Origin of the sequence: Falsihalocynthiibacter arcticus (assembly GCF_000812665.2) — a bacterium.
GTDB lineage: Bacteria > Pseudomonadota > Alphaproteobacteria > Rhodobacterales > Rhodobacteraceae > Falsihalocynthiibacter > Falsihalocynthiibacter arcticus.
Map to the genome: position 1 here is coordinate 883,522 of NZ_CP014327.1, position 24,756 is coordinate 908,277.

The 24,756-nt window shown below is 52.2% G+C and carries 23 protein-coding genes and 1 pseudogene; 11 read left to right on the forward strand and 13 right to left on the reverse strand.

Going from position 1 to position 24,756, the window contains the following annotated elements; translation table 11 throughout:
- Positions 1-126 precede the first annotated feature (126 nt).
- Together RC74_RS04415 and RC74_RS04420 are read left to right on the forward strand one after the other, a co-directional pair.
- Positions 127-885, forward strand: a complete 759-nt coding sequence (locus tag RC74_RS04415) for an electron transfer flavoprotein subunit beta/FixA family protein (RefSeq protein ID WP_039000048.1) — start codon at positions 127-129, stop codon at positions 883-885.
- Positions 885-1,811, forward strand: coding sequence for an electron transfer flavoprotein subunit alpha/FixB family protein (locus RC74_RS04420; RefSeq protein WP_039000050.1), 927 nt, complete (start codon positions 885-887; stop codon positions 1,809-1,811). Before RC74_RS04415 ends, RC74_RS04420 begins: the two co-directional genes overlap by 1 nt.
- Positions 1,812-1,874: 63 nt before the next feature.
- Here RC74_RS04420 and RC74_RS04425 read toward each other — a convergent pair whose 3' ends face one another.
- Complete coding sequence (locus RC74_RS04425) at positions 1,875-2,693, reverse strand: DUF6473 family protein (protein ID WP_039000051.1); 819 nt, start codon at positions 2,691-2,693, stop codon at positions 1,875-1,877.
- Between the two features lie 188 nt (positions 2,694-2,881).
- Between RC74_RS04425 and RC74_RS04430 the strand changes: the two genes are divergently transcribed.
- Complete coding sequence (locus RC74_RS04430) at positions 2,882-3,757, forward strand: 3-hydroxybutyryl-CoA dehydrogenase (protein WP_039000052.1); 876 nt, start codon at positions 2,882-2,884, stop codon at positions 3,755-3,757.
- On the opposite strand, the gene RC74_RS04435 is transcribed toward RC74_RS04430, so the two are convergent.
- The 6 genes from RC74_RS04435 to RC74_RS04460 are packed head-to-tail and all read right to left on the reverse strand — an operon-like array spanning position 3,754 to position 8,212.
- Positions 3,754-4,026 (reverse strand): HPr family phosphocarrier protein, encoded by a 273-nt coding sequence (locus tag RC74_RS04435; protein WP_039000053.1) that lies wholly within the window; start codon positions 4,024-4,026, stop codon positions 3,754-3,756. The genes RC74_RS04430 and RC74_RS04435 overlap by 4 nt on opposite strands.
- A 6-nt stretch (positions 4,027-4,032) precedes the next feature.
- Complete coding sequence (locus RC74_RS04440) at positions 4,033-4,428, reverse strand: PTS sugar transporter subunit IIA (RefSeq protein ID WP_039000054.1); 396 nt, start codon at positions 4,426-4,428, stop codon at positions 4,033-4,035.
- Positions 4,425-5,351, reverse strand: coding sequence for an RNase adapter RapZ (gene rapZ, locus RC74_RS04445; protein WP_156477412.1), 927 nt, complete (start codon positions 5,349-5,351; stop codon positions 4,425-4,427). The genes RC74_RS04440 and rapZ overlap by 4 nt, the downstream gene beginning before the upstream one ends.
- The gene (locus tag RC74_RS04450; protein WP_039000055.1) at positions 5,348-5,770 is read right to left on the reverse strand and encodes an HPr kinase/phosphorylase; all 423 of its coding nucleotides are present in this window, start codon (positions 5,768-5,770) and stop codon (positions 5,348-5,350) included. The genes rapZ and RC74_RS04450 overlap by 4 nt, the downstream gene beginning before the upstream one ends.
- Before the next feature lie 22 nt (positions 5,771-5,792).
- Positions 5,793-7,472: a sensor N-terminal transmembrane domain-containing protein gene (locus tag RC74_RS04455; protein ID WP_039000061.1), complete on the reverse strand. Its 1,680-nt coding sequence runs from the start codon at positions 7,470-7,472 to the stop codon at positions 5,793-5,795.
- A gap of 38 nt (positions 7,473-7,510) precedes the next feature.
- Positions 7,511-8,212, reverse strand: coding sequence for a response regulator transcription factor (locus RC74_RS04460; protein ID WP_039000056.1), 702 nt, complete (start codon positions 8,210-8,212; stop codon positions 7,511-7,513).
- A gap of 358 nt (positions 8,213-8,570) precedes the next feature.
- Here RC74_RS04460 and RC74_RS04465 point away from each other — a divergent pair, with 358 nt between their 5' ends.
- A complete protein-coding gene (locus tag RC74_RS04465) occupies positions 8,571-10,169 on the forward strand; it encodes a phosphoenolpyruvate carboxykinase (protein WP_039000057.1) in 1,599 nt (532 codons plus the stop codon).
- A 47-nt stretch (positions 10,170-10,216) separates the two neighbouring features.
- On the opposite strand, the gene RC74_RS04470 is transcribed toward RC74_RS04465, so the two are convergent.
- The gene (locus RC74_RS04470) at positions 10,217-10,987 is read right to left on the reverse strand and encodes a sulfite exporter TauE/SafE family protein (protein WP_052274568.1); all 771 of its coding nucleotides are present in this window, start codon (positions 10,985-10,987) and stop codon (positions 10,217-10,219) included.
- Between the two features lie 158 nt (positions 10,988-11,145).
- On the opposite strand from RC74_RS04470, the gene RC74_RS04475 reads away from it, so the two are divergent.
- Positions 11,146-12,825, forward strand: coding sequence for an acyl-CoA dehydrogenase family protein (locus tag RC74_RS04475; protein WP_062628137.1), 1,680 nt, complete (start codon positions 11,146-11,148; stop codon positions 12,823-12,825).
- On the opposite strand, the gene RC74_RS04480 is transcribed toward RC74_RS04475, so the two are convergent.
- The 3 genes from RC74_RS04480 to RC74_RS04490 form a co-directional block, all read right to left on the reverse strand.
- Positions 12,822-13,247 carry a DUF1801 domain-containing protein gene (locus RC74_RS04480; protein ID WP_236940026.1) on the reverse strand — a complete coding sequence of 142 codons (426 nt, stop codon included), beginning with the start codon at positions 13,245-13,247 and terminating at the stop codon, positions 12,822-12,824. The genes RC74_RS04475 and RC74_RS04480 overlap by 4 nt on opposite strands.
- A gap of 83 nt (positions 13,248-13,330) precedes the next feature.
- The gene (locus tag RC74_RS04485) at positions 13,331-14,668 is read right to left on the reverse strand and encodes an ammonium transporter family protein (protein ID WP_039002439.1); all 1,338 of its coding nucleotides are present in this window, start codon (positions 14,666-14,668) and stop codon (positions 13,331-13,333) included.
- A gap of 27 nt (positions 14,669-14,695) precedes the next feature.
- Entirely contained in the window at positions 14,696-15,034 is a 339-nt protein-coding gene (locus RC74_RS04490; RefSeq protein ID WP_039002438.1) for a P-II family nitrogen regulator, read from the reverse strand.
- A 270-nt stretch (positions 15,035-15,304) separates the two neighbouring features.
- On the opposite strand from RC74_RS04490, the gene RC74_RS04495 reads away from it, so the two are divergent.
- On the forward strand, positions 15,305-17,455 hold the full coding sequence (locus RC74_RS04495) for a transglycosylase domain-containing protein (protein ID WP_039002437.1): 2,151 nt from the start codon (positions 15,305-15,307) through the stop codon (positions 17,453-17,455).
- Here RC74_RS04495 and RC74_RS04500 read toward each other — a convergent pair.
- Both RC74_RS04500 and RC74_RS04505 read right to left on the reverse strand, forming a co-directional pair.
- Positions 17,452-18,057, reverse strand: coding sequence for an MlaC/ttg2D family ABC transporter substrate-binding protein (locus RC74_RS04500; RefSeq protein ID WP_039002436.1), 606 nt, complete (start codon positions 18,055-18,057; stop codon positions 17,452-17,454). The genes RC74_RS04495 and RC74_RS04500 overlap by 4 nt on opposite strands.
- A 9-nt stretch (positions 18,058-18,066) precedes the next feature.
- Positions 18,067-18,876: an MlaA family lipoprotein gene (locus RC74_RS04505; protein ID WP_052274847.1), complete on the reverse strand. Its 810-nt coding sequence runs from the start codon at positions 18,874-18,876 to the stop codon at positions 18,067-18,069.
- Between the two features lie 162 nt (positions 18,877-19,038).
- Here RC74_RS04505 and RC74_RS04510 point away from each other — a divergent pair.
- From RC74_RS04510 to RC74_RS04530, 5 genes and pseudogenes are all read left to right on the forward strand, one after another.
- Positions 19,039-20,774: pseudogene (locus RC74_RS04510) on the forward strand (type I secretion system permease/ATPase).
- On the forward strand, positions 20,771-22,081 hold the full coding sequence (locus tag RC74_RS04515) for an HlyD family type I secretion periplasmic adaptor subunit (RefSeq protein ID WP_039002434.1): 1,311 nt from the start codon (positions 20,771-20,773) through the stop codon (positions 22,079-22,081). The pseudogene RC74_RS04510 and the gene RC74_RS04515 overlap by 4 nt, the downstream one beginning before the upstream one ends.
- 66 nt (positions 22,082-22,147) lie before the next feature.
- On the forward strand, positions 22,148-22,612 hold the full coding sequence (locus tag RC74_RS04520) for a RidA family protein (protein WP_039002433.1): 465 nt from the start codon (positions 22,148-22,150) through the stop codon (positions 22,610-22,612).
- The gene (locus RC74_RS04525) at positions 22,609-23,379 is read left to right on the forward strand and encodes a glycerophosphodiester phosphodiesterase family protein (RefSeq protein ID WP_039002432.1); all 771 of its coding nucleotides are present in this window, start codon (positions 22,609-22,611) and stop codon (positions 23,377-23,379) included. Before RC74_RS04520 ends, RC74_RS04525 begins: the two co-directional genes overlap by 4 nt.
- Before the next feature lie 56 nt (positions 23,380-23,435).
- A complete protein-coding gene (locus RC74_RS04530; RefSeq protein ID WP_039002431.1) occupies positions 23,436-24,611 on the forward strand; it encodes a GNAT family N-acetyltransferase in 1,176 nt (391 codons plus the stop codon).
- The last annotated feature ends 145 nt before the right edge of the window (positions 24,612-24,756 follow it).

A 24,756-nucleotide genomic window follows, 5' to 3' on the forward strand; every position in this document is an offset into this window, starting at 1 on the left:
ACGCCGCGTCCCAAGGGATAGACCGTCGATTTTGCTCTATTTTCTGTCGCCCCAAAAGGCTAGATAAAATCGAGAGCTTGTTAGGTTCGCATTTTTGCGATCATTGAAACTAAGGGAATACGCACTATGAAGGTCCTAGTACCGGTCAAACGTGTGATCGACTATAACGTGAAAGTTCGTGTCAAAGCGGATGGCAGCGGCGTCGATCTCGCCAATGTAAAAATGTCTCTGAACCCATTTGACGAGATAGCCGTCGAAGAAGCTATCCGCTTGAAAGAGGCCGGAAAAGCTGACGAAGTTGTTGTTGTCTCCATTGGTGTGAAAGACGCGCAAAAGGAACTCCGCACGGCACTTGCCATGGGCGCTGATCGGGCGATTTTGATCGTTGCAACTGACGAAGCGACAACAGACATCGAACCTCTCGCGGTTGCGAAACTTCTCAAGGCAGTGATTGCCGAAGAAGCCCCCGGCCTCGTGATTGCAGGCAAACAAGCCATCGACAACGACATGAACGCAACGGGCCAAATGCTCGCGGCACTCCTTGGCTGGTCACAAGCGACCTTCGCAAGCGAACTTTCCGTTGAAGGCGATAGCGCAATTGTTACCCGCGAAGTTGACGGTGGACTTCAAACCATCAAGGTAAAACTTCCAGCGATCGTCACCGCCGATCTGCGCTTGAACGAACCACGATATGCAACCCTTCCCAATATTATGAAGGCCAAGAAAAAGCCTCTCGAAGAGAAAACCGCTGCTGACTATGGCGTCGACGTTTCTCCTCGTCTTCAGGTGATTTCAACCGCTGTTCCTTCTGAACGCAGTGCTGGGATCATGGTTGCCGATGTTGCCGAGCTTGTTGCGAAACTCAAAGATGCGGGGGCTGTGTAATGACCGTTTTAATTCTTGCTGAAATCAACGGCGCAGAACTCGCGCTTGACGCAACGGCCAAAGCTGTCGCTGCAGCGTCCTCTTTGGGTGAAATCACATTGCTTTGTGCCTCGGCAGGTTGCGGTGATGCGGCCCAAGCCGCGGCCAAAATCGCAGGTGTTTCGAAGGTTCTTTGCGCTGATGACGCGGCTTATGGCCATGGTTTGGCTGAGCCTATCGCCGGCCTCATTGTCAGCCTTGCAGGTAACTATACGCACATCCTTGCCCCAGCGACCGCCAATGCAAAGAATATTTTGCCACGCGTTGCCGCACTTTTGGATGTTATGGTGCTTTCCGATGTTACGGCGATTATTGACGCCGATACGTTTGAGCGGCCAATCTATGCAGGCAATGCAATCCAAACGATCAAATCCACGGATTCTATCAAAGTTGCCACAGTTCGTACCGCTACATTTGACGCGGCAGGAGAAGGTGGCTCAGCGACTGTCGAGAGCATAACAGCGACGGCCGATCCCAAGCTATCAGAATGGGTTGAAGATAAAGTTGCCAAGAGCGACCGACCAGAGCTTACAAGCGCAGGCATCGTTGTTTCTGGTGGACGCGGCGTCGGATCAGAAGATGATTTTGCGCTCATTGAAAAGCTGGCGGATAAACTTGGCGGCGCCGTTGGCGCGTCTCGTGCTGCGGTTGACTCGGGCTATGCACCAAATGACTGGCAAGTTGGCCAAACCGGTAAAGTTGTTGCTCCGGACCTGTATATCGCAATCGGCATCTCTGGCGCGATCCAACATCTTGCAGGCATGAAAGACAGTAAAATCATTGTCGCAATCAACAAAGACGAAGAAGCGCCAATTTTTCAGGTCGCCGACTATGGACTTGTTGCGGATTTGTTTGAAGCGGTTCCAGCCCTCATCGACGCGCTGTAAGCAACGATACTCCTAACAGTTAAGGCTCGCCCCAGTGGCGAGCCTTAACTGTTCTGCAGCGCGCTAAAGCATGTCTCGAAGCGCGTTCGAAAGGGACTTAGCAATTTCTCGATGCGCCCTCATCCCCATCATTTCCTTTGCCATGGGTTCTTCCATTTCAGGGTAGATCATACCAGCAACACCCTCAGATTTTGCCTGATCACTCAAATTAACTTCGACAACCTTCGTACAATAAGGCCGAATGGCTTCGATCATCTCCCGATCTACAAACAGCGGATCGTGACCAAGATCGCTTTTCCCTTCTGGATTTGAATCATCAATCCAAAGCATCACGGTTTTACCTTCGATTTTTTCAAGCATAATCTGCATGCGCGCTTTCCAAGCTTCCTTGATCTCATCTTCCACCAATGCAAAGCGCTCTTCAGACAATTTTTTCAACGTGCTCAGCATATGCCGCGTGAAATGGAAGTCCGTAAAGTCGACCTCCCGAAACACCATTTTCAGCAACACTGAGGCCTTCAGAAAACGGTCGTTCCGGCGGGGATGCACCGCATAAAACCGATTGGACATGTTTTGAGCGCCCATCGCTTGAATGACGGTTACACGTGCCTTGGAACAGGCATCAAGGATAGCTGGTTCGTTTAGGAAAACATCCGCGCCAGCATTCACACACCCGAAATTAATCGAAGTTGTGCTAACATCATCCTCAACCAGTTCCGTAAACGGCTTTTCGATGAACTTACCGTAGGTTTCCGTTCCCCCGATGACGGCAATATAGTTACCATCCATCTTCTTACGCGGTCCACGGAACAACAGTTTTGACTTGCCGTATCGACAAGGTAAATAATCAAGAGCGCCTTCGCTCAGGTTCTCATAGGCCATAACCCACCTCACTAATTTTCGACTCACCCAAGACCAATTTGCGCGCGACCTCTTGCCAAATCCCTAACCTTAAAATTAGCGCTATCTTGAAACGTGAGTCTCTTTACCGGAGGGAAACGAAACGCCCCTTGCATAGACGCTGCGGCGCGGCATATTCTTGGGCCGAATTCAAAAGAGAAGTTGAGCCAATGGAAATTAAAAAAATCGGTGTCATTGGCGCAGGCCAGATGGGAAACGGAATCGCACATGTTTTGGCCGTTGCTGGTTATGACGTTGTATTAAATGACATTTCTCAAGATCAGCTGGATGCGTCTTTCGCCCTAATCGAGTCAAACCTTGAACGGCAAGTTGCCCGCGACAAGCTTTCAAGCGATGCACGTGACGCGGCACTAAGTCGGGTCCAAACTACGCTTGATATTGCACAAGTTGGGCAATCGGATCTCGTCATTGAGGCCGCTACGGAAAAAGAAGACGTAAAAGTTAAAATTTTCGCTAACCTTTTGCCACATCTTCAACCGCATACAATCCTCACGTCCAACACGTCGTCGATTTCCATAACACGCCTCGCCAGCGGCACAGACCGTCCGGAAAAATTCATGGGCTTTCACTTCATGAATCCTGTTCCCATCATGCAATTGGTCGAACTTATTCGCGGGATTGCAACTGATGAGGAAACTTATCGCGCGTGTTTGGCCGTTGTAGAAAAATTGGGAAAAACGGCCGCCTCAGCAGAAGATTTTCCTGGATTCATCGTAAACCGTATCCTCATGCCGATGATCAACGAAGCCGTCTACACATTGTATGAGGGGGTCGGATCGGTGGCGTCCATCGACAGTTCGCTAAAACTAGGGGCAAATCATCCGATGGGTCCGCTGGAGCTTGCTGACTTTATTGGTTTGGATACATGCTTGGCGATCATGAACGTACTCCACGATGGCCTCGCGGATACAAAATATCGCCCGTGTCCGCTCCTGACAAAATATGTCGAAGCTGGATGGCTTGGTCGAAAAACGGAGCGTGGCTTTTATGACTATCGCGGAGAAACACCCGTTCCGACGCGCTAAAAATCTTCGCCGAATTTGTTAACAACTAGGGCTTGCAAGGCATCAGCAAGCTTTTCTGCCTCGTCGCCAGATGTCGTGATTTCGATCTGGGTGCCTTTTGACGCCGCCAGCATGAGCAAGCCCATGATCGAGTCACCAGAGGCGCTAAGTCCGTCTTTGCTGACTTCGGCGCGCGCATCATGGCCTTCAACCACTTCCACGAGTTTGGCGGAAGCACGAGCATGCAGGCCCTTTTCATTGACGATATCCAACGTTCTCGTAATGGTCATGACGTCCTAACTTGTGGGATTTGCGTCGAAGCTGTTAATGTATTTTCGACCCGCGTTCAACGCGTTTTCTACCGCTTCTTGCACTGTGCAACTGCGTGATTTGGTAAGTTTGACGAGCATTGGAAGATTGGCACCGTAGATGATTTTCCGGTTCTTGGGGTTGCATGCTCGGAGAGAAAGATTGGAGGGAGATCCACCAAAAAGGTCCGTAACAACGACGACCCCGTCGCCTGTATCAACTGAATTTGCCGCATCGCAGATTTCACACTGCTTCTCTTCTCGATCGTGATCGTCCTCAATTGAAATAGCGCGCATGCCGTCTTGTTTGCCGACAACATGTTCGACAGCAGAAAGGTATTCTTTGGCCAATCCGCCATGTGCGACGATCAAAATTCCGATCACGCCGTTTTCCCCAATTTTGTGCCGGACGAAGTGCGTGTGCGGCGTTCAATTTCTCTATGTCTAGTTGACACTTGCCAACCAGCCTTCGCAAGTACATTCGACACATTTTCAGCGACGGCGACCGATCTGTGCTGTCCGCCTGTACATCCGAACCCAATCGAAAAATGTGCTTTACCCTCTTCTATATAGGCAGGCAACAACATTTCCGAAAGGTCGCAAACTTTTGAAAAGAAGTCATCATAACGCTTGTCTTGCGCAACATAGTCAGCGACAGCTTTGTCTAGACCATTTAGGCTGCGGAGATCTTCTTGCCAATACGGATTTTGTAAAAACCGACAGTCGAAAACCATGTCAATGCCACGCGGCATACCTTGTTTATACGAAAAGCTATGGACTGATACCGCCAGTTTTTGGCTTTTTTCTGCCGCGTACCATTGTTCCACTTCCGCTCGCAACTCATGCGGTGACATGTCCGAAGTATCAATAAGTATATCCGCACATGCGCGGATGGGAACAAGTAAGTCTTGCTCGCGCTGAATGCCAATTTCCGGAGTTTCAGATGGAGCCAAAGGATGCCTGCGCCGCGTTTCAGAGAAACGGCGCAACAGAACCTCGGTACTACAATCTAAATAAAGGACTTCTATCGCCTGATCACCGGACAGTGAATAATTATCTAAAAGCTCCAACAAACCCTTCGTAGAAAAATCGCGGTTGCGCGCATCGATTCCGAGTGCCAGTGGGCGATCAGACACCCCATTTTCCAGCAATCGTGGCAGAAGAGAAATAGGGAGATTATCAATAGCTTCGTAGCCCGCATCCTCGAGGGTGTTAATCGCGGTAGAGCGCCCAGCACCAGACGGGCCCGTCACAAGAACCAAGCGCTGTCTTAAAACTGGGTCATCTGTTAGGCGAGGTTTTGTCAATCTGATCTGCCGTATTTGAGAATCTGCATGAGTGCATCTGCGAAATGATCACCCTTAATGCAATGATACAAGGTGGCTTTTTGGCCAAGTAAGACGATTTCTCTCGCAGGAGGAAGCCGCGTTTCCTCCACTTTATCCATATCCACGAAAAGGGAAACTATTGCGCGGGGCTCAAACGGTGTTCGAATGATCCCCATACCTCGTACCTCCAACTTGCCTGAAATTTCCGGCACAGCCAAAGCAACAAGTACTCCGTCTTCGAGTGACAACTGGGTTTGATCGTCCGAAATAAGTGTCGCGCCAAGGGAGATCATCCTAAGCGCAAGGGTCGACTTACCACTGCCTGAACATCCGAAAATGACCGCGGCTTTACCATCGATAGCAACCGTGGACGCATGGTGGAGCTCATTCGTTTCCATTTAAAAGCTCACAATTGATGGCTCAAACAGGGAGCCCAACCACAAAACGCGCGCCCAAGGGGTCGGAGGTGATATCAGCGTCTGTCGGGCGAATGTTTTCCGCCCAAATCACGCCGCCATGGGCTTCGACGATTTGCTTGGAAATTGCCAAGCCTAGACCGGAATTATTGCCGAATTGCCCAGCGGGGCGTTCAGAATAAAAGCGTTGAAAAATTTTGTATAATGCTTGGTCAGGAATCCCTGGGCCAGTGTCCTCAATTACTATAAGCACGCGATTTTCCCGTTTTCGCGCCCAAACTCGAATTGCGTCCCCGTCTTCGCAAAACGAGATCGCATTGGTAATGAGATTAACGAAAACTTGTGCCAAACGCGCCTCAAGACCGTGAATATGGATCGGTTCAGCAGGCAAGTCGGAAATGAACTCAACCCCCTTGGATTTCGCATCGCCACCAAGGTAATCGTTGATGTTGCCAAGCATTTTCAACAAATCAAACTGTTCTTCTTCTTCCCGGACAAGTTCGCTGTCGAGCCGGGAAGCGTTTGAAATGTCACTGACAAGACGGTCCAAGCGGCGCACATCATGGTCGATAACATCGAGGAGTTTGTCCCGCTGATCTTCCCGTTTTGCGACACGTAAAGTACCGACGGCAGATCGTAGGGAAGCCAAAGGATTCTTGATCTCGTGCGCGACATCGGCCGCGAATTGTTCGTTGCCTTCAATCCGATCATACAGTGCCGTAACCATTCCACGAAGCGCGCCGGAAAGACGTCCGATTTCATCTGGCCGCGCGGTTAGGTCGGGGATGCGGACACGGTTCGGACTCATTTTACGCGCATTTTTGTCGCGTCCAAGCTCGGCGGCGGCAGCCAAATCCGAAAGCGGGTTGGCGATGGTTGACGCAAGTACAAGGCTTAACCCGACCGAGACGAGGATCGCGATTACAAACATTTGCAACACCTGCTCCCGCTCACTTCGAACCAGAAAATCTATTTCTCCTTCAGCGCTTGTCACGGCAACCGAACCCAAATTTACCCCGCCAACCAGAATAGGAGTGGCCACGGTAAACACTGCGCGACCTTGGGAGTCCAATCCGGTGTTCACTTGAGTTGAGCCGTCCGAGGTCTTCTGTACAAATTCCAGCGGCGGCTCAACGGTTGAGCCAAAACCATCGCTTTCGGTTTCCGAAGTAAACAGCCCAGAAACGCCTTCCCACATGGAATTCAAGAAATCTGTGATAAGCGTGCTGCGGGTGTTCTGAACCAATCCGCTTACTGGAGGTATGCCCGAGCGCTCGATCCCAATCGTAGAGGCAACGAGCGTTCCTTCGGGATTGTAAACATAGGCGTCAACGCCGGCAGGAAGCGACAGTTTTGCAAGATTTGCAAAAACAGATGCCCCATTAGGAAGGGTCTCTGCATCCCAAAAATGCGCTTCGAGTACGTCAGCGACCAGTTGTGTCTCAATGACAAGACCCCGCTCACGTTGCAACACAAGGCTGTCACGGAAAGGATTGAGATACAAAACACCCGCCACCAAAATGACGAGGGCCAATAAATTGAACGTGATAATTTTGCGCGCAAGTGGCGAACGGTTGAGGGAAATAAACCCGCGTTGCTCGCGCCTTTTGCGCAGCTCGCTTTCCACGCCACTGCTCGGCCCATCCCAGTCTTCACCGAGAACAACATTCGCTTCTTTTTGCATTTTTGTATCGCGCACATTCTTACCCAAAGTTGGGGGCATCAATCTTCGTTGTATCTATAGCCGATACCATAAAGCGTCTCAATTGCCGAAAAATCGTCATCCGCGGTCCGCATCTTCTTACGAAGCCGTTTGATGTGACTGTCGATCGTGCGGTCGTCGACGTAAACTTGATCGTCATAGGCGACATCCATCAACTGATCGCGACTTTTCACAAAACCAGGACGTTGGGCCAAAGCTTGCAGTAACAAGAATTCGGTCACAGTTAGGGAAACATCATTCCCTTTCCAACGCACAGAATGCCGCAATGGATCCATCCGTAAATCACCACGTTCGATAACTTTGGTTTCTTCGGTTTCGGCAATCTCTACACCGTTCATTGCTTCTTGCCGGCGCAAGAGAGCGCGAATGCGTTCCACCAGCAAACGTTGGGAAAACGGCTTCTTTACGTAGTCATCCGCCCCCATGCGCAGCCCAAGAACTTCATCAATCTCATCATCTTTGGATGTGAGAAAAATAACCGGCATTGCGGTTTTTTGGCGCAGACGTTGGAGCAAGTCCATTCCATCCATGCGCGGCATTTTAATATCCAAAACAGCCATATCCGGCAGACTCTTGTTAAAAGCGTCTAGTGCGGATTGACCGTCATTATATGTTTCTACTTCGAAACCCTCTGCCTCAAGGGTCATAGCTACTGACGTCAGGATGTTCCTGTCGTCGTCGACCAAAGCGATCTTCGACATGGAGGTCTTCCTTTATATAGTTTTTTATGCTCAATTTTTTATTCACTTTGAGTGTTCCACTTTAGCGAATCAACTCCTAACTGCGAATCACCCTACGATCTTGAGTTAGAATGTGCCCCAAAAGGCATAAAACTTTGCAAACGCGGCTGGATTTTTTAAACCAAGCGCCCCGTTAGCGCTAAACGGTAACGCTAAACCCAAAATGTTAGCGCAAACTGCGCGCCCCTGACCGCTTTTCAAACCGATCTTCCGTGCTACAATTGCCTATCAGCCGGGCCCGCGGCTGGTGCGCAGAATTGGCCCTTTGCGCTTTGGAAGAGATTGCGCGCTACTAGGACACGGCGCGAGGAGCTACATTATGACACACGGTCGTGTGAACCCAACCTGTACCCTTGAAACACAAGGTATAAAGGGGCTGGGAAATGTCTATTATAACGATCTGGAACCTGCGCTCGTCGAGACTGCTCTCAAGCACGACGAAGGCACACTAGGCCAAGGCGGCACGCTTTTGGTCACCACTGGCAAACATACTGGTCGCTCGCCCAAAGACAAATTTGTGGTACAAAGTGACTCTGTAAAAGACGGAATTTGGTGGGAAAACAACGCCCCCATGCAAGAAGATAAATTCGACGTCCTGTATGCGGACATGCTCGAGCATATGAAAGGGCGCGACTATTTCGTCCAAGACCTTTATGCGGGTGCCGATGCAAGTCAGCGTCTTGATGTACGCATGGTCACAGAGCTTGCATGGCACGCGCTTTTCATTCGCCATATGTTGCGTCGCCCTGATCGCGATGAATTGGAGGATTTCCTTCCTGAGTTCACCGTTATTAATTGCCCGACATTCAAAGCCGACCCCAAGCGCCACGGATGCCGTTCCGAGACCGTTATTGCCATGAATTTCGACCAGAAACTCATCCTTATTGGTGGGTCTGAATACGCCGGTGAAAACAAAAAATCCGTCTTCTCACTTCTCAACTACTTACTACCGGCAAAGGGTATCATGCCGATGCATTGCTCGGCCAACCACGCCCCGGGAAACCCCGTCGACACGGCCATTTTCTTTGGCCTCTCAGGCACAGGGAAAACGACCCTTTCTGCCGACCCCTCCCGCACCTTGATCGGCGATGATGAGCATGGCTGGTCAGATCGTGGAACCTTCAATTTCGAGGGAGGCTGTTACGCGAAAACCATCAATCTTAGTGCCGATGCAGAGCCTGAGATCTTTGAGACCACGCGGACCTTTGGAACTGTAATCGAGAATATGGTCTTTGATCCCGAGACCAAAGAGCTAGACTTCAAAGATGATAGTTTGACGGCCAATATGCGGTGCGCCTACCCGCTTCACTATATTTCGAACGCGTCCAAAAGCGCGCTTGGCGGGCATCCCAAAAACATCATCATGTTGACCTGCGATGCCTTTGGCGTTCTTCCACCAATCAGCCGTTTGACACCCGCGCAAGCAATGTATCATTTCCTTTCCGGTTTTACATCCAAAGTGGCCGGCACAGAAAGGGGCGTGACCGAACCTGAACCTACATTCTCGACTTGTTTTGGCGCCCCCTTCATGCCGCGCCGTCCTGAGATTTACGGCAACCTCCTGCGCGAAAAAATTGCGAAACACGGAGCGACATGTTGGTTGGTGAACACGGGTTGGACGGGCGGTGCCTATGGGACTGGTTCCAGAATGCCTATCAAGGCCACGCGGACACTTTTGACAGCGGCGCTCGACGGCTCCCTCGAGAAAGCGCGCTTCCGCAAGGATGAAAATTTCGGCTTCGACGTGCCGGTTTCCGTGGACGGTGTTGCAGACATCCTGCTTGATCCTCGACGGACTTGGGGCGATTCCGAAGCCTATGACCTGCAAGCCGCAAAGCTTGTCTCAATGTTTTCGGACAATTTCACACAGTACCTAGACTATATCGACGATGATGTTCGCTCTGCGGCAATCGGCTAGTCATCCAATTGAGTTTCAAAACGCCCCTTCCAAATGGTTGGGGCGTTTTAACCAGACACCCCACGACGAATAAGGTTGAGACCCGCAATCGCCAAAACGATCAGCGTCGCCTTCTTGAATTTCGCTTGATCGAGTCGATCCTGAACTCGCATCCCCAAGAGCATTCCCAACAGGGCGGGTGCCAACATAAGCGCAGAAAACGAGCCCGTACTTACGGTAAAGACGCCCGACTTAATATGGGCGAGTAAAAGAACCACCGCGCCCGCCCCATAGATGACGCCTTGAACGCGGATTTGCTCCTGTTTTTCGGTTCCAATGGCCGTCAGATAGGCCACAGTGGGCGGCCCCCAAATCCCAGATAGCCCGCCGGTAAAGCCAGCTACACATCCAATGATGACCTCTGCGCGCTTGCGATGCTCCTTCTTGATAGACAGATGCCAACCCAGAATCTGCGTAATCGAAAACAGCAAAACTGGAATGCCGATCATCAAGAACATCGCGTTTTGAGGCATGAGCGTAACAAGTTGCGCACTCCCCATAATGCAGACCAAAACGATCCCCAAATACAGTCGGAATCGCCACGCACTTTGCAATGCTTCATGGAGGCCCTGTCGCAATGCTTGTGCAGCATTCGTCATGACCGTGGGCAAAATCAGCGCTGCAAGTGCAGCCTCGGCGCTCAAGACAGATGCCAACCCCGAAATCATAATCATCGGCATTGCAAACCCAATGGCGCCTTTTACAAAACCCGCAATAACCGTTATTAAACAGGCAATTAGAAGCACCCAAAGGGGAATGTCCGCAAGTATATTTTCCAAGAATGTCTCCAATTTCGTGCCCGTTATACAGGGAATACTCGGAGAACATCACAAATTCGACAAAGTTCTTTTAAATCAATTTTACTGCGCTAAAAGAATTTTTCTTGCGCTGCGGCTGCGAAAGGATTATTCATATCAACGAACTTAATGAGAGCCCAATGCCAAAAGATGGACTAGATATGCGCAAATCCCAATCGCTGCCCATCCTGCCGGACCTCCTAAACTGCTGCGCCCAGAGTTTGCCGCCCCTAGAAGCATTGCTTGAGGAGGCCAGAGCAAACCTCCTGCAAAAGGTGCACGTCGATGGTCGCGTCAACGCCGCGCATCTCGAAACCCATCAGCACCAAGCCCATGTCTTTGCGTGGTTTGCGACCTATCAGGCGGCCCTCACTCGGATGCTGGCGTGGGCGCAATCTCTCGCGGATAGCGGCACTTTTGCGGAAATGGAACAACTGATCCTTCAGATCAGTTTTGGCGAATACCTCTGTCAAATTTCAGGCGGTATCCCGATGAGCCAAGGGGAGATGGCCCGCTTGCAGGACCTTGAAATCTCGCCTGACGCTCTGCGCGTGACGGCGGTAGAAACGCTCATGGCCCTAGGCAATTCTACCGCCGCCCGCACCAGACTTGTTACCCTTATGCAAGACAACACCGGCCACGCCACATTTGGTGCTACGGGTCTAGACGAAGACCTTGAGATGATCCGCGATCAGTTCCGCCGTTTCGCCAACGAACGCGTTACTCCCTTTGCCCACGACTGGCACCTCAAGGATGAATTAATCCCGCTTGAGATCCTCAATGAAATGGCCGAGATGGGCGTTTTCGGGCTGACCATCCCCGAAGAATACGGTGGGCTTGGGCTGTCCAAGGCAAGCATGTGTGTGGTCAGCGAAGAGCTTTCTCGCGGCTACATCGGTGTTGGTAGCTTGGGTACCCGCAGTGAAATCGCGGCGGAATTGATCCTATGTGGTGGAACCGAGGAGCAAAAACAACATTGGCTCCCCAAAATCGCCAGTGCAGAAATCCTGCCAACCGCCGTTTTCACCGAACCGAACACAGGCAGCGATCTTGGCTCCTTACGTACGCGGGCTGTGAAAGATGGCGAAAGCTATACCGTGACGGGCAACAAAACGTGGATAACCCACGCCGCCCGAACCCACGTGATGACCCTCTTGGCGCGGACCGACACCTCAAGCGATGACCATAAGGGGCTCTCCATGTTCTTGGCTGAGAAACTTCCCGGTACGAACGACGTACCTTTCCCTACGCAGGGGATGAGTGGCAGTGAAATCGAGGTGCTGGGCTACCGCGGCATGAAGGAATACGAACTGGCATTTGATGGGTTCAAAGTTGATGCCAAAAACCTTCTGGGTGGCGTAGAGGGCAAAGGGTTTAAGCAGTTGATGCAAACCTTTGAGAGCGCACGCATTCAAACGGCCGCACGCGCAATCGGCGTTGCCCAGAATGCGTTGGAAGTCGGGATGCAATACGCCATCGACCGCAAGCAATTCGGCAAGAGCATCATTAATTTCCCGCGGGTTTCGGGAAAGCTGGCGATGATGGCCGTCGAGATTATGATCGCACGACAATTGTCCTATTTCGCGGCGACTGAGAAAGATAATGAGCGCCGCTGCGACCTAGAGGCTGGCATGGCGAAACTCCTTGGAGCGCGGGTCGCTTGGGCCGCGGCGGATAATGCCCTGCAAATCCATGGCGGCAACGGCTTCGCACTTGAGTATCAAATCAGCCGCATATTGTGCGACGCACGTATCCTAAACATCTTCGAGGGCGCGGCAGAAATTCAAGCGCAGGTGATTGCGCGACGCCTTTTAAACTAGAGCCTATATGTCAAAGCGCGATTGATCAGCAGCGTGATCTTCTCGATTTCGATGCTTGCCTTGCTGTCAAACAACACTGCGCGATTACCGTCGAATTCAAAGTCACCAGAAAAAAGCGTTCGAAATTCATTGATCACAGTCGTTTGACAATGGACGAATAAGGCAAAGCCCCCCGCCTTTGGGACACCCAGCCTAATCGGGGTTCCAACATTTTTGGCAATCGGTAAATACGAAGGCTGCCTCCATTTGAGGGTTTCCGAAACGCCGCCGACCCGCTCATCCCTATCGGCGATTTCAAAGATGATGGAGCGCAGGAGAAGTGTGCCGTCCCGCGCAGGCCTTGGAAACCCGGCAAAAACAGCCGCAACAGCTTTGTCGGAAATGGGTGGATCGATGTGCGTCATGCCACACTTTGCAGCCATTCAAGATCCGGAACAACATGTAAAAACGGAAAAGCTCGGGCCATGACAGCCCGAGCACGTTTCTTGAAATTTCTCAGATGTAGTTAGCCTTTAGAGAACTCGGGATAGGCTTCCATACCAAGCTCCGCCACATCAAGACCTGTGATCTCTGCTTCTGCACTCACTCGGATACCAACGGTGTGTTTCAGGAGGAGCCAGAGGGCACCAGAAGTTACGACAGTGAACCCACCTACAACTACGATGGAGTAAAGCTGTGTGCCCAAAGACGCGTCGCCGTTAGTGAAGACAACCGCGATTGTGCCCCAGATACCAGCCATAAGGTGAACTGGGATCGCACCAACAACATCGTCGATTTTGAGTTTGTCGAGCATTGGTACTGCGAAGACAACAATCAATCCACCGATAGCACCGATTAGCGTTGATTCACCAATTGTTGGCGTCAGTGGCTCTGCTGTGATGGAAACCAGACCAGCAAGCGCGCCGTTAAGGATCATTGTAAGGTCTGGCTTTTTATAGAGAGCTTGAGTGAGCAAGAGGGCTGTGATCAAACCACCTGCCGCCGCCGCGTTTGTGTTTGCAAAAATCCGCGAGATATCGGCGACGTCGCCAACCGAACCCATTGCGAGTTGCGAGGCACCGTTGAAGCCAAACCAACCCATCCAAAGAATGAACGTACCCAAGGTAGCGAGCGTAAGGTTGGAACCCATCATCGGGATGACTCGACCGTCTTTGTATTTACCCAAACGTGGACCAAGAACAAGTGCGCCAGTCAAAGCTGCCCAGCCACCAACGGAGTGCACAACTGTAGAGCCCGCGAAGTCAAGAAAGCCAGCCGCATCAAGGAAACCGCCGCCCCATTTCCAAGACGCTTGGATTGGGTAGATGATTGCCGTTAGAACAATTGTGAAAGCCAAGAAGGGCCAAAGTTTGATGCGCTCAGCAAGCGTACCAGAAACAATAGAGGCCGTCGCCGCACAGAACATCAACTGGAAGAAGAAGTCAGAGCCAGTGGACGCATAGGAGTAATCGTCTGCACCCTCGGCCGTCACGCCAACAACTTCAAGAACTGCTGGGCCAAACACACCGGAAAGAACACCATCAACAGACCAATTACCCAATGGGTACATAAGGTTGTAACCGATCAAGTAATAGAAAATACAGGCCAGACCAAAGAGCGCCATGTTCTTTGTAAGCTGCATGGTAACGTTTTTGGAACGGACTAGACCGGCTTCGAGCATCGAGAACCCAGCGGCCATCCAGAAGACCAAGAAGCCACCGATGAGAAAGAGGAGCGAGTTGAGGATAAAGACGGAATCTGTTGGCACAGCAACGGCTACAACAGCTTCAGCGTCTTGGGCAAAACTGGCGAGAGGAAGCAAGGCTGCCGTCGCGCTCAGCGGGATTAATTTATTCAGTTTCATGTATAATTCCTTTGTCGAATCCAGCGCCTACAGCGCGTCTTCGTTGGTTTCGCCAGTCCGCACGCGCACCGCATGGTCTACGTCCAGAACAAAAATCTTGCCGTCGCCAATTTTGTCGGTTTTGGCGGTCTTTTGGATGGTTTCTACGACTTGGTCCGCCATGGCGGCCGAAACAACGATTTCCAATTTGACCTTCGGCACGAAATTCACCGCGTATTCTGCCCCACGGTAGATTTCGGTATGGCCGGATTGAGATCCGAACCCCTTAATTTCTGTAACCATCATGCCCCGAACACCGATCGCGGTGAGTGCTTCGCGCACCTCTTCGAGCTTGAACGGTTTGATTGCTGCGATAATGAGTTTCACGTCGTTCCCCTTACATTCTCAGGCGTTGAACATCTGTTCGGTGCCCGCGCTTCCATGAGGCTAAAAAACGCGCAGACTTGTTCGGATTCAAGGAAGCAAACCCTATAATGCGGGCCTCCGGCGACCGAAAATGCACAAAAAATGCACAAATTGGGCGATTAGATTAAAATTTAAGCACATCAAAAAGAAGAATCAGTCACGAATAGTCCCGTTACAAATCGGTTCAGACCCTGTAAGTTGAGGAAAAATACGCCCTAAGACGAGTAGCAGATGACCGGAACAGGCCCAAAACGCCCCAAATTGGTGGCAGAGAAGCGCGCGAACGCTAAGAAGAGCAGCCCTAAGCGGGCGGCTCCTAAAACTGCGGCGCGAAAAACGCGCACCAAGCGACGTGCACGCCCCGCTCCTAAGAGAAATCCGATCAGTCGGCTGTTTCGCTGGATCGTTCGGTTGTTCTGGGGAATTACGTGGCGCGTGGGGGCTGTCTGTACCATTCTCGTCGCGCTGGGTGTGTTGTTTTACGCGTCCACTTTGCCCGAGCTTGAAGAACTGGTTGATGGGCGGACACGCGGTTCGGTAACGCTTCTGGACACCAATGGCCAAGTCTTTGCATGGCGCGGTGATCAATTCGGCGGCATGGTCACCACCGAAACGGTGTCTCCACACCTCAAGAATTCCGTCACCGCGACCGAGGACAAACGCTTTTTCTGGCACTTTGGCGTTTCGCCACGGGGCATCGCGAGTGCTGTAAAAATCAACATATCCGAAGGGCGCTCGGCGCTCTCTGGGAATGGCGGGTCCACAATCACACAGCAAACCGCGAAACTGTTGTGTCTTGGCGTTCCACACGACACGAATAAAATGACCGAACGCGAATATGAGTCCGATTGCCGTCGAGGATCACTCGTACGTAAAGCCAAGGAAGCGCTGTATGCGATGGCACTTGAGGTAAAGTTCACCAAGAATGAAATCCTGACGATCTACCTGAACCGCGCCTTCCTCGGCGCAGGCGCTCGTGGATTTGAAGCTGCTAGCCAGCGTTATTTCAACCTGTCCGCCAACCAAATTTCGCCTGCGCAAGCGGCGATGCTGGCGGGTCTTCTTAAGGCGCCCACGCGCTATGCGCCGACCAATGATCTTCAACGCAGCCAAGATCGCGCAGAGACCGTTGTGAAATTGATGGAAGAACAAGGCCTCCTTACCACTGCGCAAGCTAATGAAGCCCGCGCCAATCCCGCCACGCTTTCTGATGCAGCCAAATCGCGTACGGGTGGGTATTTTGCCGATTGGGTTATGTCCGAAGGTCCGAGCTATCTAACTCGCGACACCACCGAAGATGTGATCATTCAATCAACGCTTGATCCGCGCGTCCAACGCGCTGCCGAACAAGCCATGCTGCATATTTTTGACACCAAAGTCCGCGATGGCTCCAAGGCCCAAGCCGCGATTGTGGTCATGTCCGCGGACGGAGCAGTACGGGCAATGGTTGGTGGCCGCGATGTTAAGGCAACAGGCGCCTTTAACCGTGCAACCCAAGCTTCGCGCCAAACAGGTTCCGCATTCAAACCCTTCGTTTATGCAGCGGCTTTGGACCTTGGATATTCCTACAACGACTATGTCAAAGACGAACCCCTGACGATCGACATCCCGGGCTCGGGCCCGTGGACGCCATCGAATTACGACCATAAGTTCAGCGGCACAGTTACCTTAACCGAAGCCTTAAGACGCTCCCTGAACATTCCTGCGGTTCGCATATCCGAAGGCGTAGGCCGCGAAAATGTACGCACCGTGGCCGAAATGTTTGGCATTCAAAGCGACCTTGCGGCGGGTCCCGCATTGGCCCTTGGCGCATCCGAGAGCACGCTACTTGAAATGACGGGTGCTTATGCTGGCATCCTTAATGGCGGCCGTAGCGTAACACCCTACGGCCTTTCGGAACTGCGCCTTCAAGGCGACACGGAGCCGCTGATTGGTCAAGACGGTGGTATGGGCGAGCGGGTCATCACAACCAATGCTGCCGAGCAACTCACCTATATGATGTATCAAGTGATCGAATCCGGAAGTGGCCGTCGTGCCAAACTTGATGGACGTCAAGCCGCAGGAAAAACGGGCACAACACAGGCCGCCCGCGACGCGTGGTTTATCGGATTTACAGCGGATTATGTCACCGGTGTTTGGCTTGGCTATGACGACAATACGCCGCTAACGGGTGTCACGGGAAGCGGGCTTCCCGCTGAAATCTGGCATGATGCTATGGTCCGCATCAACGAGGGCGTCCCAATTTCTCCCCTGCCGATGATTGATGGACAAGCGCCCAGCGCCTATGTCGACCCGAATGCACCCCAACGTGCCAATCCCCAGCCCAAGGGAACCAATCCGATCGAGAACCTGCTCCTGCAGATTTTTGGCGGCGGGAACTAGCTGAGTTTCTTCAACTGCGCGATTGCCTTATTAAGGTCGCCATTGTTCGCATCAATAATCGAGCCGATTTCAGAGCGCTCGGTTAGGAGCATATTGATGCCCTCGATGAACATGTTGAAAAACCTGTGTTTGCCGGATTTATCGGAGATCAGGAATTTGATTTCAAACGGCGCTTCGCCGCGCATAAACGCTGTCGTTTTAACTTCGACAAAGCTTTTCACGGTTTCGGCGCTATCGACTTCAATTCGACCCCCAATAAATTGGTGGAACTGGCTGCCGTATTTACGCGCGATGTAAGTTTCAAAAGCCCCCGTAAACGCCTTTATTTGGGCGGGTGAGGCCCTGCGCGCATCCGACCCCAAAGCATAGCGTGCGATGGCGGGCACATCCGCATAGTCCGCGAAAATACGCTGAAAATCTTTGTACATCGCCCGTTCAGGCTTCCCCGTGGCGATCACAGCGTTGATATCATCCACCAGTTTGATAACGAGCGTTTTAGATGCATCCACCGAAAGCGCAAAAGTCATGGGGGCCGTCGATAGCCAAAGTCCAGAGGCAACGAGGCCTCCCAAAATGCTGCGTCGTGTAACCTGATGTGTCATAACTGCCTCTTATTCAGTATCGCAGGACCCTGTAGATGCAGAAGGGTCCGCGTAGGGATCTGCATATGGGTCTGCATAGCCATTTGTGCAACCATCCGCACTTGGGGCGACTTCTTGCCCAAGTTCATAGCGACGGTTCTGAAGGTACATCATACGGGTCTGAACATAACTGTCCGCGCTCTCATTGAAAAGCTGATCCACGGAACCTGAATAACGGAAACGCTTATCAAGCTTCGCACCCAATAACGCCAGAAGGCCAACGGCGGCATAGCGCCCACCATCATAATAGAACATTGGATTTGTCGCCAAATCAACAACGCCACCGACGGCGTCACGTTGGGTCGTTGGACCCAAAAACGGCGCTTCAAGATATGCCCCTTCACCGACACCCCATACTGCCAATGTGTCGCCAAACCCTGTGCTGTCCTCGTAAATCCCCATGTCGGATGCGACATCAAACAAGCCAGCAAGGCCAAAGGTCGTATTCACCAAGAGGCGCGTTGAATTTTGCGCGGCCCCCGCCAAGTCAAACTGAAGAATGTTGTTTCCAACCATCGGATACAGCGCGAGATAATCTGAAAAATTCGTCACCGTGGTCCGCAAAAACTCTGGGGTCTTTCCATAAGCCTGCGCGACAGGCCCAATCATCCCTTGATCCGATTGCTTGGTGCGTTCATGACGCGCGCGGTTAGATTTTTCGTAGGGGTCGTAAATTTCACCCGTGCGCTCTGGATGCGCACAGGAAGACAATAACGACACGCTTAACAAACAAATAATTAAGCTACACTTGGCGCGGATACGAATTTCTGGCAAAAACACGACACTTCTCAACGAGTTATTTGTACTTTTGGGTCACATACTGATGTTATCGACAAAGCCCAACCCAAAAAGGCTGACCTATTATCTTTTGAAGCTTTTTGGGTACAACGCAGCCTACGGAATTGCAACCGCAACTCCTATTAAACGAGACATTTACGCCTAATGCAAAAACAATTCACTGATCTGGGTCGCGAAGAACTCAATGCGGCACAGCGCCAGAACCGCCCCCTTATCTGGGCGATGATTCTATTCAGCATCTTTGTGAACTTGTTAATGCTGACGGGGCCGTTGTTTATGCTCCAAATTTACGACCGCGTCCTTTCTAGTCGTTCTGTTGAAACGCTGATTGCACTCTCGATATTGGCAACGTTCCTTTATTTTTGCATGGGCGTTTTGGATTTCACGCGTGGGCGGATTATGGCGCGTGCAGGGGCTCGTTTTCAGGCCAGTTTAAACAAGCGGGTTTTTTCCGCCGTTTTACGCGCCAACACGGTGCCGCAATTGCAAAAGAACGCCAATACAGCGCTGCAAGATGTCGATGCCGTGCAATCCTTCATTTCCTCCCCCATTTTCATTGCCTTCGTTGACTTGCCGTGGACGCCGATCTTTATCGCGACAATTTTTCTCTTCCACCCGTGGCTTGGCATCCTCGCGGTTACGGGGGGGCGTTCCTGATGGTCGTGGCTTTTTTCAACCAAATTTCCACAAAAGCGCCTGTTCTCTCGGCTGGCCTCGCTGCCCGCAGAGCCGATTTTCAAGCCCAAGAGATTCGGTTCGAAGCTGAAACCATTCAAAGCTTGGGAATGCGCGAGGCCGCCTTTGAGCGTTGGCGCTCAACGCGCGAAAGTGCTTTGGAATTTACGCTCACCGCCTCTGATCGCGGGGGCGGTTTTTCAACGACCACCAAGACTTTCCGCCAGTTCCTTCAATCTGCCATGCTTGCGCTTGGGGCGTATCTCGTCCTTCAAAACGAGTTGTCCGCCGGCGCAATGATCGCAGGGTCGATCCTCCTTGGACGCGCGCTTCAACCCGTGGAGCAAGCGATTGGCGGCTGGGCGTATGTTGTGCGGGCCAAACAGGGGTGGCGATCATTGTCCGAACTTCTAAGCGCCATACCCCCCGATGAGCCGCGCACAACACTTCCGTCGCCCAGCGCAAAACTCGACGTACAACAGATAACCGTCGTTCCCCCCGGCGACAGTCAGGCCGCCCTTAGAATGGTGAGCTTTTCCTTGCCCGCAGGTACGGCTCTCGGGGTGATTGGATCGTCGGGTTCGGGCAAGTCAACGCTCGCGCGCGCCTTAACGGGGGTTTGGCGTCTTGCTGGGGGTACCATCCGGTTGGATAACGCCTCCCTTGAGCAATACGATCCAGACGTTCTTGGAAAATATATCGGCTATCTCCCCCAGAAGGTTCAACTCTTTGAGGGAACCGTCGCCCAGAATATTGGCCGGCTTTCCCAAGATATCAACGATGATAAGGTTGTTGCTGCAGCGAAAAAAGCCGCCGCCCACGAAATGATCCTGACGCTCCCACAGGGATACGACACGCAGGTGTCCGGAGCGGGTGGCCGCCTGTCAGGAGGGCAAATTCAGCGTATCGGCTTGGCGCGTGCCTTTTATGATGATCCCGTCTTGTTGGTGCTCGACGAGCCCAATTCAAACCTCGACAACGTGGGGTCCGAGGCCCTCAACCACGCCATTCGTGCCGCCAAATCTGCGGGCAATTCGGTCATCATAATGGCGCATCGCCCCGCCGCCATTCGGGAATGCGACTTGCTTCTTATTATGGAGAACGGATCGGTCAAAGCATTTGGACCAAAGAACGAAATTCTTCAACAGAACGTCACAAACCACAACCAAATTAGCCAGAATCAAGGCGCGGGGGGTGTTACATGAGCGCGCAAATGGCCATGAAATATGGTGCCAAAAGGTATGTTGCCCTCGGGTTCGCGACCATCTTAATTCTCGTCGTCGGCTTTGGTTATTGGGGGGCCACGACGAGTATTTCGGGCGCGATCATCGCCCAAGGGCAAATCGAGGTCGACAACTCACGACAGGTTGTGCAGCATTTGGATGGCGGCGTCGTACAATCCATACTTGTGGACGAAGGGGACGTTGTAGAAGCCAATCAACCTCTTATTATTCTTGATCCAGCCCGCACCCTCTCTGAGCTTTCTATCACGCAATCGCAACTCTATGAGGTATCCGCTCGTCGCGCACGACTTCAAGCGGAGCGCGACAAGGCTTCCGAGATAAAATTCGACGACTCCCTCCTCACGATCGCAAAGGTCCGACCTGAGGTTGAGGACGTATTGTCCGGTCAATCCCGCCTTTTTGTAGCACGCGCGGAAACCCAAACGAGTGAAGTTGAACAGCTTGGAAAGCAGCGCGAACAGATCGCCAACCAAGTGGAAGGAATCCAAGCCCAACAAGCCGCCCTCGTGACGCAACTTGAGCTCATTGTGCAAGAGTTGGACGCGCAGCAAACCCTTCAAGATCGCGGTCTTGCTACGGCTTCGCGGGTCTTAGCCCTCCTGCGGGAGCAAGCTAGGTTGCGCGGACTTGTGGGCGAATTGACGTCCAGCGCGGCGCAATCGCAAGGACGCATGGCGGGCATTGATCTTGCAATTCTCAAAATTCGAACCGACCGCCGCGAAGAAACGATTAGCCTGCTCCGCGATCTGCAACTGCGGGAACTGGAACTGCGCGAAAACGAATCCTCCCTCAAAGAGCGCCTCAGCAATTTGGACATTCGCGCGCCCGTCAGCGGCGTCGTTCTTTCCCTTCAGGTGTTTGCCGAACGCGCCGTTATTCGGCCCGCAGACCCACTTTTGTATATCGTGCCTCAAGATCGCCCGCTGGTCATTTCTGCGCGGATCAATCCGATCCACGTGGATCAGGTTTACGTGGGCCAAGAGACCGTTTTGCGTTTTTCGGCACTCGATACGCGCGACACACCCGAACTCTTGGGCACAATGACTCACCTCTCGCCGGATGCCCTCGTTGATCAACAAACAGGGCTTGCGTATTATGTAAGCGAAGTTGTCCTCAACCCAGGTGAGCAAGAAAAACTCCCTAAGGGAAGCCGCTTAATTCCCGGAATGCCCGTCGAGACCTATTTCCGGATCGGGGATCGTTCACCACTCACATTCTTGGTGAAGCCATTTGCTGATTATTTCAACAAGGCTTTTCGCGAGGAGTAATCGCCCCTTTTCACTGCTTCATTTCCCCGCTACCGTCCCCTTGGAACCGTTTTAAAGGACAGACGCATGAGTGGAATTTTCGAAAGTAATTTGGCCAAAATCGGCGTCACATTGCCTGATGCGCCAGCGCCAGCCGCAAACTATGTGCCAACTGTGCGCACTGGAAATACGGTGTATGTCTCGGGACAAATTTCGATGAAGGACGGCGCATTCGCTATCGGGAAACTGGGCGATACTATCTCAATCGAAGAAGGGGCCGCCTGCGCGCGCAGTTGTGCCATTTCGCTTCTTGCTCAAGTGAAAGCAGCCTGCGATGGGGACTTGGATCGTTTGGTTCGCGTTGTAAAACTGGTTGGTTTCGTAAACTCCACACCCGACTTCGATCAACAGCCCGCCGTTATCAACGGGGCATCCGACTTCATGGTCGAAGCGCTCGGCGATGCAGGGCTACACGCACGATCCGCTGTTTCCGCAGCCTCCCTTCCCTTTGGCGTCGTTGTTGAAATCGAAGGTATTTTCGAAATCAAATGAGACAAATTCCGCGCCTTCCCCAATCTTTTCTTGATCGACCACTCGCCCATCGGGGCCTTCATAATGCTTCGGCACTACGCCCCGAAAATAGTCGCGCCGCGTTTCTCGCTGCAATTGGAGGCGGCTATGGGATTGAGTTGGACGTTCAACTTTCCAAAGACGGGCAAGCCATGGTTTTCCATGACTACAACATGACTCGACTGACGGGCGTGCACGGCCCGATCCAAATGCGCGAGTCCGGCGACCTCGTTCAAATCGAGTTGCTCCACGGTGAAAAGCAGACGATCCCGTTGCTCGCGGAGGTCCTCGCGCTGGTCGCTGGACGCGTCCCTCTTCTTGTGGAAATCAAAGACCAGGACGGCGCGATGGGGCCAAATGTGGGCGCATTGGAAAAGGCGGTGGCCGAATGTGCCGCATCCTACAAGGGGCCAATCGCTTTCATGTCATTCAATCCATATTCGGTAGAAGTCATCGCAAACTTACTTCCCGATCATCCGCGTGGATTGACGACATGCCTTATGGACGACAAAGGCTCGCTGCACGTCCCACGGGATCGGCGCGATGAGCTTGCCGCTATCCAAGATTTTGACCGCACAAAAAGCAGCTTCATTAGTCATGATCACAATAGCCTTTCAATTCCCCGCGTGCAGGAGTTGAAATCGCTTGGTGTACCTGTTCTGTGTTGGACGATCACGTCGAACGCCAGTGAAGTCGCTGCCCGTCAAGTTGCCGACAACGTGACATTCGAACAATACCTGCCCTCTTGACCGACACAAGCGAACGGGCACTCTCTTTCGGCCCAATCCCAGTATCCTGAGGACCTATGAGCGCGCAAATTGAAGTCCAAATCCATCCGACACTTTCGGATATTTCCGCATCCGACTGGGACGCTTGCGCCTGTCCAGAGGCAGTGAACGGGGGGCGCCCCTTTGATCCCTTCACAACTTACCGTTTTCTCAAAGCGCTAGAAGACAGTGGATCCGTTGGCGGAACGAGTGGTTGGCACGGACGCTACCTGACTGTCCATAAAAACGGTCAAATGATTGCGGCCTCCCCGCTTTACGTAAAATCCCACAGTCAGGGAGAGTATATTTTTGACTTCAACTGGGCTCAAGCCTTCGAGAATGCTGGGGGAAATTACTACCCCAAACTACAGATGGCCGTCCCGTTCACGCCAGCAACTGGGCGCCGTTTTTTAACTCTACCTGGATTTGAAGCCGAAGGCCGCAGTGCCCTTCTTCAAGGTGCAGTTCAACTCGCTGCAGAAAACAAACTTTCATCTTTACACATCACATTTTGTACCGAGGACGAAGCCGAGACTGGCGCGCATATGGGTTTGCTGCGCCGTGTAAGCCAACAATTCCACTGGCTGAATAATGGATACTCAGACTTCGACGCTTTTCTCGCAAGTTTGGCAGCACGTAAACGCAAAAATATTCGCCGCGAACGCGCAACCGCACAGGGGTTTGGCGGAACAATTATTCAACTCTCCAGTGACGAAATTCAACCCGATCACTGGAACGCCTTCTGGCAATTTTACCAAGACACCGGTGCGCGAAAATGGGGTACTCCCTACCTGACACGGGCATTTTTCGACATTGCGCAAGAGACACTGCGCGACGACATATTGCTGGTTCTTGCGCTCGAGGACGGGAGGCTAATTGCAGGTGCCCTCAATATGATCGGCGCAGAAACGCTCTACGGGCGATATTGGGGATGCATCGAAGACCACCCCGCTCTCCATTTCGAACTTTGCTATTATCAGGCAATTGATTTTGCGATTGAACACGGATTGAAGCGAGTCGAAGCTGGCGCACAAGGAGAGCATAAATTGGCCCGCGGGTATTTACCCGTTCAAACCCACTCCCTTCATTGGATTGCCGACGAGGGTTTCAACCATGCCGTATCCCAGTTCTTGGACGCTGAAGCAAAAGCCGTTGGCAGGGAAATTGAAGTTCTAACCGAATATGGACCCTTCAAAACCATCCCCCAAGTGTGAGCGCAACATGAATTACGACTTTTGAACCATAAGGATATGGGGGTCGTTCCGCTTCTATCCAAGCCTCCTTCTCTAAGGACCTTAGCGGGCATTTTCTCGTTTAAATATGATGTAGACGAGGGTTTGCGGGCGGTGATGTTTGCAA